General features: G+C 68.9%; 10 protein-coding genes. 7 read left to right on the top strand and 3 right to left on the bottom strand.

Annotation, left to right across the window (positions count from 1 at the left end; genetic code table 11):
* Positions 1–41: 41 nt before the first annotated feature.
* Together HR086_RS22795 and nadC are read left to right on the top strand one after the other, a co-directional pair.
* Entirely contained in the window at positions 42–3,779 is a 3,738-nt protein-coding gene (locus HR086_RS22795; RefSeq protein ID WP_174466639.1) for a valine--tRNA ligase, read from the top strand.
* Positions 3,780–3,790: 11 nt separating this feature from the next.
* Positions 3,791–4,672: a carboxylating nicotinate-nucleotide diphosphorylase gene (nadC, locus tag HR086_RS22790; protein WP_174455614.1), complete on the top strand. Its 882-nt coding sequence runs from the start codon at positions 3,791–3,793 to the stop codon at positions 4,670–4,672.
* A gap of 7 nt (positions 4,673–4,679) precedes the next feature.
* Here the strand turns inward: nadC and HR086_RS22785 are convergent, their stop codons facing one another.
* Positions 4,680–5,381, bottom strand: a complete 702-nt coding sequence (locus tag HR086_RS22785; protein WP_254625134.1) for a YafY family protein — start codon at positions 5,379–5,381, stop codon at positions 4,680–4,682.
* A 104-nt stretch (positions 5,382–5,485) separates the two neighbouring features.
* Here HR086_RS22785 and HR086_RS22780 point away from each other — a divergent pair, with 104 nt between their 5' ends.
* Entirely contained in the window at positions 5,486–6,247 is a 762-nt protein-coding gene (locus tag HR086_RS22780; protein WP_174466638.1) for an alpha/beta fold hydrolase, read from the top strand.
* A gap of 57 nt (positions 6,248–6,304) precedes the next feature.
* Here HR086_RS22780 and HR086_RS22775 read toward each other — a convergent pair whose 3' ends face one another.
* Entirely contained in the window at positions 6,305–7,921 is a 1,617-nt protein-coding gene (locus tag HR086_RS22775) for an alkaline phosphatase family protein (RefSeq protein WP_174466637.1), read from the bottom strand.
* A gap of 100 nt (positions 7,922–8,021) precedes the next feature.
* On the opposite strand from HR086_RS22775, the gene HR086_RS22770 reads away from it, so the two are divergent.
* The 4 genes from HR086_RS22770 (at position 8,022) to HR086_RS22755 (ending at position 10,434) form a co-directional block, all read left to right on the top strand.
* Entirely contained in the window at positions 8,022–8,432 is a 411-nt protein-coding gene (locus HR086_RS22770) for a thioesterase family protein (protein ID WP_141645763.1), read from the top strand.
* Positions 8,433–8,445: 13 nt separating this feature from the next.
* Positions 8,446–9,414, top strand: coding sequence for a class II fructose-bisphosphatase (gene glpX, locus HR086_RS22765; RefSeq protein ID WP_141645764.1), 969 nt, complete (start codon positions 8,446–8,448; stop codon positions 9,412–9,414).
* Between the two features lie 33 nt (positions 9,415–9,447).
* Positions 9,448–9,873, top strand: coding sequence for a type II toxin-antitoxin system RatA family toxin (locus HR086_RS22760; protein WP_174455610.1), 426 nt, complete (start codon positions 9,448–9,450; stop codon positions 9,871–9,873).
* A 384-nt stretch (positions 9,874–10,257) separates the two neighbouring features.
* Positions 10,258–10,434, top strand: coding sequence for a hypothetical protein (locus HR086_RS22755; RefSeq protein WP_174455609.1), 177 nt, complete (start codon positions 10,258–10,260; stop codon positions 10,432–10,434).
* 113 nt (positions 10,435–10,547) lie between these two features.
* Here the strand turns inward: HR086_RS22755 and HR086_RS22750 are convergent.
* Positions 10,548–11,570, bottom strand: a 1,023-nt coding sequence (locus tag HR086_RS22750) for an ADP-ribosylglycohydrolase family protein (RefSeq protein WP_254626430.1), incomplete at its 5' end; no start/stop codon positions are given.

Here is an 11,570-nt window from a genome sequence, read left to right as displayed (position 1 = left end):
GACTTCCCCGCCGGCCCCCTCAGGGGGGCTGGCCGTCTTCAATGACCGATACGACCGAACTGTCCAAGGCCTACGAGCCCACCGAGGTCGAGGCTCGCCTCTATGCCTTCTGGCTCGAGCGCGACTACTTCCGCGCCGCGGCGACGTCCGACAAGCCCGCCTTCTCCATCGTCCTGCCCCCGCCCAACGTCACGGGCAGCCTGCACATCGGTCACGCGCTGACCGCGACCATCCAGGACATCCTCACGCGCTGGAAGCGGATGAGCGGCTTCAACGCGCTCTGGCTCCCCGGCACGGACCACGCCGGCATCGCCACGCAGATGGTGGTGGAGAAGGAGCTGAAGAAGACCGAGGGCAAGAGCCGTCACGACATCGGTCGCGAGGCGTTCCTCAAGCGCGTCTGGGAGTGGAAGGGCAAGTACGGCGCCCGTATCGGCGAACAGCACCGCTTCCTGGGAGCGTCGCTGGACTGGAGCCGCGAGCGCTTCACCATGGACGAGCCGTCGTCCGCCGCGGTCCGCGAGGTCTTCGTCCGGCTGTACGAAGAGGGCCTGATGTACCGGGCCCAGAAGCTCATCAACTGGTGTCCCTCGTGCCGCACGGCGCTGAGCGACCTGGAGGTCGAGCACGAGGAGAAGAACGGCTCCATCTGGCACATCCGCTATCCCATCAAGGGCAGCGACCGCACGCTCACCGTGGCGACGACGCGCCCGGAGACGATGCTGGGCGACACGGCGGTGGCCATCCACCCCGAGGACGAGCGCTACGTGGGGCTGGCCGGCCAGCTCGTCGTCCTGCCGCTGACGGGGCGCGAGATTCCCATCGTCGCGGACGCGGAGCTGGTGGACCCGAAGTTCGGCACCGGCGTGGTGAAGGTGACGCCCGCGCACGACTTCAACGACTACCAGACGGGCCTGCGTCACAAGCTGCCGATGGTGTCCATCCTGGACGAAGCGGCGCGGATGACGAAGGACACCGGCAAGTACGCCGGGATGGACCGCTTCGAGGCGCGCAAGGCGGTGCTGGCGGACCTGCAGGAGCAGGGGCTGCTCGAGAAGGAAGAGCCGCACAAGCTGTCCATCGGCGCCTGTCAGCGTTGCACCACCGTGGTGGAGCCGCGCCTGTCGCCGCAGTGGTTCATCAAGATCGAGCCGCTGGCGCGTCCCGCGATTGAAGCGGTGGAGCAGGGCCGCACGAAGTTCGTCCCCGAGGCGTGGACGAACACGTACTTCCACTGGATGCGCAACATCCACGACTGGTGCGTCAGCCGCCAGCTGTGGTGGGGCCACCAGATTCCCGCGTACTACTGCACGTCGTGCAGCCCCCGGCAGGGTGACGACACGGACCTGCCGCTGGATGCCCCGACGGTGAAGGTGGGCGGCGTGGACTTCGCTCGCGCGGAGCCCATCGTCGCGCGCACGATGCCGGAGTCCTGCCCCAAGTGTGGCGGCAAGAGCTTCATCCAGGACTCGGACGTGCTGGACACCTGGTTCTCGTCCGCGCTCTGGCCGTTCTCCACGCTGGGCTGGCCTCGCGACACCGCGGAGCTGAAGACCTTCTACCCGACGTCCGTCATGGAGACGGGCCACGACATCATCTTCTTCTGGGTCGCCCGGATGATGATGATGGGCCTGCACTTCATGGGCGACGTGCCCTTCCGCACCGTCTACCTGCACGCGATGGTGCGCGACGAGAAGGGCGAGAAGATGTCGAAGGTCAAGGGGAACGTCATCGACCCCTTGGACGTCATTCTCGGCGCGAAGCCCGAGCAGCTCAACGCGACGCTGAAGAACAAGTTCCCGCAGGGCATGCCCGCGTTTGGCGCGGATGCGCTGCGCTTCACGCTCGCCTCGCTCACCCAGCAGGGCCGCGACATCAAGCTGTCGATGGACCGGCTCGCCGGCTACAAGGCGTTCTGCAACAAGCTCTGGAACGCCAGCCGCTTCGCCCTGATGAACATGGGGGGGTACCAGTACGACGGCCGCTCGCCGAAGGAGCTGCCGCTCACGCTGGCGGACCGGTGGATTCTCTCGCGGCTGCAGCGCGCGACGACGGAGGCCAGCGCGTCGCTGGAGGTCTACGGCTTCGCGGAGGCTGCCTCCACGCTGTACCAGTTCCTCTGGGCGGAGCTCTGCGACTGGTACATCGAGCTGGCCAAGGGCTCGCTCTATGGCGAGGACCCGGCGGCGAAGGACACCACGCGCGCGGTGCTCGTCTACGCGTTGGATCGCGTGCTGCGGCTGATCCACCCGTTCATGCCCTTCATCACCGAGGAGATCTGGCAGAAGCTGCCGATGACCCGGCCGACGGAGAGCATCATGATTGCCCCGTACCCGACGCCGGACACGGCGCTGGTGGACGAGGCGGCCGAGTCGGAGATGGCGCCGGTCATCGCGGCCATCGAGGGACTGCGCACCATCCGAGGCGAGAGCAACCTGTCTCCGGCCACCAAGGTGAAGGCGGTGGTGCAGAGCCCGGACGCTCGCACGCGCGAGCTGCTGGAGCGCTGGCGCGGCTACCTGCTGCCCCTGGCGGGCCTGTCCGACGTGCAGGTGGGGCCTCCGGGCCCGAAGCCTCCCCAGGCGGCGGCCTTCATGGCGACGAATCTGGAGATCTACGTGCCGCTGGCGGGGCTCGTCGACCTGGACGCGGAGCGGGACCGGCTGCGCAAGGAGATGGCCCGCTCGGAGCAGGAGGCGGCCAGCATCCTGCGCAAGTTGGAGAATCCCAACTTCGTGGCCAAGGCGCCGCCCGACGTGGTGGAGAAGGACCGCGCTCGCGTGCAGGAGTTGAAGGAGCGCAAGGCCAAGCTCGAAGATCACCTGCAGCGGATCGCCCCGGAGCCGTCCATGCCTGAGAATCTGCCGACCGAGAGCAGCAGCACGTCCACCGAGGAGAGTGCCTCCCCCTCCCAGCCAGCCCAGGTGAAGGTCGCCCCGTCGAAGGAAGACAAGGGCGGCGTGGACCTGGGCCAGGAACTGAAGGGTGAGATGGGGGATGAGGGCCGCGTGCCCGAGGAGGACCCCCAGGTGCAGGACGCGCTGGCGAAGCTGCGCGAGGGGACGAAGGAAGGCCTGTCTCCCACGGACCACCATGACCTGGGCGTCGCGTACATGAGCATGGGGCTCGTGGACGACGCGATGCGCGAGTTCGGCAAGGCGAAGGAGGGCGGCGACTCCCGCGAGGCTCCGTCCAAGGGCACGGCGTCCAAGCCCGCGCGCACGGGTGGCAAGAAGGCGAAGCCCCAGGCGACTGCCTCCGAGGTCAGCGAAGCTCCCGCGAAGCCGGTGGCCGTGAAGGCCCCGAAGGCTTCCAGCGAGAAGCCGACCGTGGCGACGGCCGCCCCGGCGAAGGCAGCCGCGAAGAAGGCCCCCTCCAAGGCCGCGAGCACCAAGGCTCCCGCGAAGAAGGCCTCCGCGAAGGCCGCGAGCACCAAGGCTCCCGCGAAGAAGGGGGCTGCCGCGAAGGCGGCGGGTGGTAAGGCCTCCTCGAAGAAGGCCGCTGCGGTGAAGAAGGCCGCGGGTGGCAAGGCTTCGGCGAAGAAGGGCGCGGTGAAGAAGGCCGCGGGTGGCAAGGCTTCGGCGAAGAAGGGCGCGGCGAAGAAGGCCGCGGGCAGGGCTTCCTCGAAGAAGAGCGCGGCGAAGAAGGCTCCCGTGAAGAAGGCGGCGGCCAAGAAGGCGGGCGGAAGAGCTCCCGCGAAGAAGTCCTCCGCGAAGAAGGCGGCGGCCAAGAAGGTCACCCGGGCGAAGCCCTCGGCACGGGCCAAGGCCCGGCGGTAGCAGGAGGAGACGTGCAGCAGGATTACCTCGATCGGCTCATCGACCTCGCCCTTGACGAAGACCTGGGGGCGGCGGGAGACGTCACCTCGCAGGCCCTCATTCCGCCTGACGCGGAGGGCAGTGCCGAGCTGGTCGCCAAAGAGCAGTTGGTGCTCGCGGGGCTGGAGGCCTTCACGCGCGTCTTCCACAAGGTCGACCCGGACGTCGAGGTGGAGCTGCTCCGCCAGGACAGCCAGGAGATCAAACCCAAGGTCGTGGCCGCTCGGTGTCACGGGCGGCTGCGCTCGCTGCTCGCCGCCGAGCGAACCGCGCTCAACCTCGTCCAGCGCGCCGCCGGCATCGCCACCCTGGCTCAGCAGGCGATGACGTCGGTGCGGGGCTCGAAGATGCAGGTGCTGGACACGCGCAAGACGCCCCCTGGCATGCGCGTGCTGGCCAAGGACGCCGTCCGCATGGGCGGCGCCACCAACCACCGCTTCGGTCTCTTCGATGGCGTGCTCATCAAGGACAACCACATCGCGGCCGTCGGTGGTTCCATCTCCGAGGCGCTCCGGCTCGCCAAGGCGAACGGTCCTCGCCTGTGCAAAATCGAGATTGAGGTCACCAACCTCAAGCAACTCGCCGAGGCACTCGAGCACGGCGCCGATGTGGTGATGCTCGACAACATGGACGACGCGCAGATTCGCGAGGCCGTGAAGCTGGCGGCCGGGCGTGTACCGCTCGAGGTATCCGGTGGCGTCACCCTGGACCGGCTGCCGCGCCTGGCGAAGATGGGCGTGGACTTCGTTTCCATGGGGGCGCTGACACACTCGGCGCGGGCCATGGACCTGTCGTTGGAAATCACCGCCGCGAAGAAGACGCGCCGTCCGCGCGCCGCCCCTTCGCAGGGCTGAGCCCCGCTCACTCCGGGCCCTTGCTCCGCTGAGCGAGGGCCTGGGCCTTGAGCCCCTCCATGTCAGGCGTGAAGCGGCGCTCGGGCACCAGCCTGGGCCGGTGGACGCGGTCCATCCGGAACATGCGCGCCGCTGCCTTCTCCACGTCGCGCGCCAGCACGTACCAGACCGGGGACTCGACGAGCAGCCCGTGTGGCTCCACACAGCGGCGACTCTTCTTCCCGTGGCGGTCCTCGTAGTCGAAGGCGAGGCACACCTGCTCGCGGAACGCCTGCTCGAAGATGGCGAGCAGCTCCTCGGGAGGCTCTCCCAGGTCCGCGAGAACGCGGGCTGTCGCGGGGCGGCCGACCACCACGCGCTGGCAGAGCTCGCGCATGCTCCGGGAGCGCTCCCTCGGCACGCTGGCGAAGAGCTTGTCGAGCCCCGAGCGCGCCGCGCTTCCCCACGGCAACGCGCTCCCCGTCGACGACAGGCTCGCGGCCAGCCATAACGCGACGACCTCCTCGACGCCGAGGTGGACGGCGGTGACACCCCTGTCTCGCTCCAGGCGAACGCCGCCTCCCGGCCCGGTGTCACTGGCGATGGGCAGGCCCTGCTCCCGCAGGGTGGCGAGGTCCCTGTGGATGGTTCGGGGACTCACCCCCAGCGCCGCGGAAATCTCCGCGACGGTGGTGGCCTCCCGGCCCCGGAGAAAGTCGACCAGACGCATGACTCGGCTGACGCGTGCCATTTGCTGACAGATTCTGACAGGGATGGGCCGTACTCAAGGATTCATGGCGCGGTTGGACGCGCCCCTGAATCGAGGAGGTCGTCATGAAGGGCCCGGCTGGGACGCTGTACGTGGATGACGGTGGTGTGGGTGGGCTTCCGGTGGTGTTCGTCCACTCCAGCGCTGGGAGCACGAAGCACTGGGCGGCTCAGCTCTCGCACCTGCGCGAGACACGTCGGGCGCTGGCGCTGGACCTGCGAGGCCACGGCCAGTCCGAGGTCCCCACCGAAGGAGCGATTTCCGTCGAGGACTTCGCGGCGGATGTGGCGGCGGTGGTGGATGGCTTGAAGCTGGAGCGGTTCGTGCTCGTGGGGCACAGCCTGGGCGGAGCGGTCTGCACGGCCTACGCGGAGGCGCATCCGTCGCGCGTGGCGGGGTTGCTGCTGCTCGACCCTGCTTCCGATGGACGACTGATTCCAGAAGAGCAGGCGCAGGGGCTGATGGCGGTGCTGGGCACCGAGGCGTGGCTTCAGGTCGTCGAGGAGTACTGGGCGCCGATGCTCGCCCCCTCGCGGCCCGAGGTCCGGGAGCAGGTGCTCGGAGGACTGCGTGCCACCGCTCAGGTGGCGGTCCGGTCGGGACTGGGGTCGCTCCTGACGTTCGACCCGGTCTCCGCGCTGCGTCGCTATCCGGGGCCCAAGCTGTCCGTCGTGACGGCGCACAACGAGGGGCCGGATGCGTACCAGATTCGGGTGCCCGAGCTGCCGTTCAAGAAGGTGGAGCCCGTCACCGGGCACTGGGTGCAGCTCGATGCACCGGCCTGGGTGAACAGCGTGCTCGACGGGTTTCTCGCATCGGTGCGCTGAGCTGCTCGTCCCGTCGGCGGGGACCTCACGCGGGAGGTCCCAGTCCTCGAATCCCGCTCACTTCCCCGTGAGAATCTCCGCGCGAGGCTTGCCCTCCGTGGACGCGGGCATCCCCATCTCGAGCAGCGCCGCGAGCGTGGGCGCCACGTCCACCGGGTCGATCTCCGTCATGTACATCCCCGGCTTGATGCCCTTGCCCGCGAACACCACGGGCACCTGGGAGTCGTATGAATACGGCGAGCCGTGCGTGCTTCCCTCCGGGTCGAAGTAGACGACCTGGAAGGGCCGCAGCAGGTACACCACGTCGCCGCTGCGCTCCGGGTAGTAGCCCTTGCGCAGGGGCGCCAGGTAGCCCGCCGGGTCCGGCGCGGAGAAGAGCTCTTCATGCGTCACCGCCGCGACGACATGGGGCTGCTTCAGCAACCAGTCCGCCACCGCGCGCCGCACCTGCGCGCCATCCACCTTGCCCGACGTCAGCGCGGGGCCGCCGAGGTACACGTCCAGCTCCTCCATCATCACCGTGACGTCCGGGCCGAAGCGCTCCTTCACCATCGCGGAGATGCCCTCGCTGATAGTCTTGGGGTTCATCCGCTGCGCGGGAAGTCCCGCGGCTGCCCACTGCTCGGGCGCCGTCGCTCCACCATGGTCCGCCACCAGCGCGATGGTCAGGTTGGCGCGTCCACCAGCCGCGCGCTCGGCCGCGGAGATGAGGTCCCCGAGCGCCTTGTCCAGCCGCAGCATCGTGTCCTGCATCTCCCACGAGTACGGGCCGTACTCATGGAAGACGTTGTCCGTCCCGCTGAAGCTCACCGCGAGCAGGTCCGGCACCGCGTCCTTCCCCAGCGCCTCTCCGACGATGGCCGCCTTCGCCGCCTCCACGAGCAGAGTGTGCGAGTCCGGCGAGACGCCGAACGCCTTGTAGAAGTTGAGCCCCGGCTCCTTCAGTCCGCCGGTGAGCGGATGGGGGAAGGTGCGGCCCAGGCCATAGGAGTCCGCCTCGTAGCTCCGGTCATCCTCGCCGATGTACTCGGCGCGCGGACGCATCAAGTCCCACGTCTTGCCGAAGGAAGACTCCGGAATCTTCCGCGCGTTGAGCTGCTTCACCCACTCGGGGAACTCCTTCGTGTACCAGGTGCCCGTCACGAACTTCCCCACGCCGTCGTCGAACCACCAGGCCTGTCCCAGCCGGCCCGCCAGGGCGATGGCCGAGCGCGACTTGAGCGACACCGCCACCGCCTTGCCTCGCTCCTGCGTGGCCATCCGCAGCCGGTCCGCGAGCGTCTCCGCCATGAGGTTCGCGGGACTGGCGTCCTGGCCCGGCTTGAGCGTCGCCTCCAGCACCGGATGCGCCGGGTCCACGAAGGAATAGACGAGCTTCCCCGTGGAGCGGTCCACCCACCGGTTGTCCACGATGCCGTGACGCCAGGGGTTGGTGCCCGTGGCCAGCGTGGTGTGGCCCGGCGCGGTGCGGCACTTCGCGTAGGCATAACGCGCGTACGGGAAGTAGGCGCCACTGTCGAGCAGTTGACCCAACGCGCCCTGGAGCCGAGGCCGGTTGCGCAACAAGACGTCGCTGCCGAGCGCGTCCACGGTGATGAGCAGGGTGAGTCGGGGAGGACGCGCGGCGGCGGGCAGCGAACCCAGCAGGGCGGTCAGGACGAGGGCGCGAATCATACGTCCAAGAAGCTGCACTGCCCGACGGGGAAGATGCAACCGCCAAGCGCTTCGGCGTCTTGGACGGCGGCAGTCAGCCCCTGCTACGGTCCGCGCCCTCATGGTCGAGGCCCGACTGCGCGTCATCTACGGTGACACCGATCAAATGGGTGTCGTCTATTACGCGAACTATTTCCGCTACTTCGAGTTCGCCCGGAGCGAGTACTTCCGCGCGCGCGGAGGCAGCTACCGGGAGATGGAGAGCTCCGGGTTGATGCTGCCGGTGGCGGAGGCGAGCTGCGCGTACAAGTCCCCCGCGCGCTACGACGACGTGCTCATCATCCGCGCGATGGTGAGCGAGTTGCGCCGGGCCTCGGTCGTGTTCACCTACGAGCTTTTCCGCGAGGGCGAGCCGCGCACGTTGCTGTGCACCGGTCGTACCCTGCACGCGTGCGTGGGGCGCGACGGCAAGCCCACGCGGTTGCCGGAGTCCGTGGCCCGGCTGCTGGAACATCCGAACGCAGGAACCTGAAGGAGCACAGACGATGGATCGCAACCTTGCAATGGAGGTCGTGCGCGTCACCGAGATGGCGGCCATCGCCTCCGCCCGACTGATGGGACGCGGCGACAAGAACGAGTCGGATCAGGCCGCCGTGGACGCCATGCGCCGCGCCTTCGACGCGCTGCAGATCGACGGCACCATCGTCATTGGCGAGGGCGAGCGCGACGAGGCGCCCATGCTCTACATCGGCGAGAAGGTGGGCCGACGCGGCGAGGGTGACCCCGCCGTGGACATCGCGTTGGATCCGCTGGAGGGCACCAACCTGTGCGCCTACGGCCGTCCGGGCTCCATCACCGTGGTGGCCATGGCCAGCAAGGGCGGGCTGCTCAACGCGCCGGACACGTACATGGAGAAGCTGGCCGTGGGCCCGCGCGCCCGGGGCGCCATCGACCTGCGCAAGAGCGCCACGGAGAACCTGCGCGCCGTCGCGGAGAAGATGAAGGTCTACGTGGAGGACCTCACCGTCGTCGTCCTGGACCGTGAGCGGCACCAGGACCTCATCAAGGAGATCCGCGCCGCGGGTGCTCGCATCCGGCTCATCGAGGACGGTGACGTGGCGGGCGCCATCGCCACGTGTTTCGAGGGAACGGGCGTGGACGTGCTGATGGGCACCGGTGGAGCGCCCGAGGGCGTCATCGCCGCGGCGGCCATCCGCGCCACCGGCGGTGACATGCAGGGCCGGCTGGTGCCCCGCAACCCGGGCGAAATCGAGCGCGCCAAGAAGATGGGCATCACCGACATGGCGAAAATCTATGCCGCCGAGGAGCTGGCCCGGGGCGAGGTGATGTTCGCCGCCACCGGCGTCACCAGCGGCGACTTCCTCAAGGGCGTGCGCTTCTTCGGCGGCGGCTGCGAGACGCACTCGGTGGTCATGCGCAGCAAGACGAGCACCGTGCGCTTCATCCAGTCCCTGCACAAGTTCGACAAGAAGCCGGGCTACGCTGCCTTCTAGGCCGTCCCCTCGACGCTTTCGGAGACCGACACCATGCCTGGCGCCTCGCGGACCATCGTCATCAACGCCCCCATCGAAAAGGTGTTCGACGTCATCACCCAGTATGAGCGCTACCCGGAGTTCCTGTCCGAGGTGAAGGAGACCCGCACCGCGAACCGGAAGGACAACACCGTCGACGTCCACTACAAGGTCGACGTGATGAAGACGGTCCGTTACTCCATCCGCGTGGTGGAGGAGCGCCCGCGCCGCATGTCCTGGTCCTTCATCGAGGGCGAGGTCATGAAGGACAACAAGGGCAGCTGGGTGCTGGAGCCCGAAGGCGAGGGCAAGACGCGCGCGACCTACAACGTGGAGATGGCGCTGGGCCTGCTGGTGCCCAAGGCCGTCGTCAACGCCCTGGTCGACACGTCGCTGCCGAAGATGCTGGAGGCGTTCAAGCGCCGCGCCGAGGCGCCCTGAACGTGGCAGACAGGGGTCGCTCTAGACCCCATGTTCCTCGCTGACCCGCCCGCCTGGGAGTAGACAGGCGGGCAGGCCCTTCCGCCGGGTGCCCGCCGCCCCGAACGCCGGAGGTGTGCCGGGGAGTGGGTCCGCTTGCGGGCCGTCGCGAGGGCATTAGAATCAACACCATCCCGACCGGAAGTTTCGGGTCTCCATGACATCTACGCCACGGTTCCCCTGGCTCGGATGTCGGATGGCGGACGAGCAACCGTGCGAGATGGCGGCAGTGTACCCAGTGCGGAACCGGGGTTCTTAATTTGCATCTGAGAGTGGTGGCAGTGATTTCTGGGCGGGACGGCGGGCGTACATCGGGGTACGTAGGCTGAGGGGAGACGGAAACCCATGCTCGACGCCTTCATCATCGAAGAAATCAAGCGCAGGGAGCGCCGCCGGGAGGAGCACGACAGGCCCGTGGTGGAGCTGCCGCTGCCCATGCCCGACGACCGCCCGCGTCGTAGGACTGAAACCGACGAAGAGAAGCCCCAGCGGGGCGTGGTGGTCATCGACCTGCTGGCCTGAGTGACAGTCGCGGCCCCCAGGCCGCATTGGCGTGGCAACGAGCCCGCGGCGGGCGTCCCCCTGAGGACCGTCCCCCGCGGGCTTCGTGTATCCAGCGCCCCGCACGGGCGACGTCAGGCGGGGACCAGGCTCAGCAGATGCCGGGGGTGGTAGACGTCCCAGAGCGGGCCCTTCACCGTGCCGAGCGCCTCCAGCACCTGCTTGCGCCATTCGGCGGGCAGCGCCTCCTCGCCGTGGAAGGCACCCACCAGCGCGCCCGTCACCGCGCCGTGGACCTCGGTGTCTCCGCCCCGGTGGATGACGTCGATGAGGGCGGCCTGGGCCGTGGGCGCGTGGAGCAGCTCCCAGAAGGCCAGTCGGAAGGCGACGTGGATGGCGTGCTGGGCGCGGTGCACGTGCAGGTCCGGACCGTACAGCCGGGGGTCGTCGTCGCGGGCGCGCGCCAGGTCCTCGCGCAGCAGGCTGGAGGCGAAGGAGACCTCCTGGACGTAGTCGGGGGCGGAGCGCCCCAACGCCGCGCCAGCCAGCAGGATGCCGGACTCCGCGGCGGTGAGGAGGTCCTCGGCCTTCAGGTCGGCGCCGGATGTCACGGCCTTGGCGATGGCGGCGGTGAAGGCGGCGCACGCCAGCTGGCAGCGCGGGTCGAAGTGGGTGAGCGCGGAGTCCTCCAGCGTGGCCTGGGTGCGGGCCTTCGGGTCGCTCGCCAGGTACACACCCAGCGGGGCGATGCGCGCGAGGCTGCCAGCGCCCACGGCCTTGCGGTGGCCGCGCAGCCAGACGCGCTTGCCCGAGCCCAGGGGCGGCAGGCCCGCCTGACAATCCTCCAGCACTTCCTTCATGGCCTCGCTGACGTCGAAGGCGTGAGGCTGCCAGGCCCGGTAGCGGCGCAGCGCGTCCGCGGCGTCATAGCGCTTGAAGTCGCGCAGGCTGTGCCCCAGGCAACAGGCCAGGTGGACCTCCTCCGTCACCTGACCCTTGCGCAGCTGATGAGGGCCTCCGCCCATCAATCTGTCGTAGGGCCCATCCGCCATAGAGGGGAAGGGCGCGGCCTGCAGCGGACGGTGCGCGGTGGGCACGGCGAGGGCGTTGCCCACGGCGAGTCCGAGCAGGGCACCCCTGCGTCGCTGGGCGAGGAG

The sequence above is a fragment of the Myxococcus sp. CA039A genome (assembly GCF_013336645.1).
In the GTDB taxonomy this organism is placed as follows: Bacteria; Myxococcota; Myxococcia; order Myxococcales; family Myxococcaceae; genus Myxococcus; species Myxococcus llanfairpwllgwyngyllgogerychwyrndrobwllllantysiliogogogochensis.
This window is presented reverse-complemented; position numbering and strand designations above follow the sequence as displayed.

Coding starts and splice junctions, on each gene's coding strand:
- HR086_RS22755 (WP_174455609.1), top strand. CDS start 10,258: ATGCTCGACGCCTTCATCATCGAAGAAATCAAGCGCAGGGAGCGCCGC.
- HR086_RS22760 (WP_174455610.1), top strand. CDS start 9,448: ATGCCTGGCGCCTCGCGGACCATCGTCATCAACGCCCCCATCGAAAAG.
- HR086_RS22785 (WP_254625134.1), bottom strand. CDS start 5,381: ATGCGTCTGGTCGACTTTCTCCGGGGCCGGGAGGCCACCACCGTCGCG.
- HR086_RS22770 (WP_141645763.1), top strand. CDS start 8,022: ATGGTCGAGGCCCGACTGCGCGTCATCTACGGTGACACCGATCAAATG.
- HR086_RS22795 (WP_174466639.1), top strand. CDS start 42: ATGACCGATACGACCGAACTGTCCAAGGCCTACGAGCCCACCGAGGTC.
- HR086_RS22775 (WP_174466637.1), bottom strand. CDS start 7,921: ATGATTCGCGCCCTCGTCCTGACCGCCCTGCTGGGTTCGCTGCCCGCC.
- HR086_RS22780 (WP_174466638.1), top strand. CDS start 5,486: ATGAAGGGCCCGGCTGGGACGCTGTACGTGGATGACGGTGGTGTGGGT.
- glpX (WP_141645764.1), top strand. CDS start 8,446: ATGGATCGCAACCTTGCAATGGAGGTCGTGCGCGTCACCGAGATGGCG.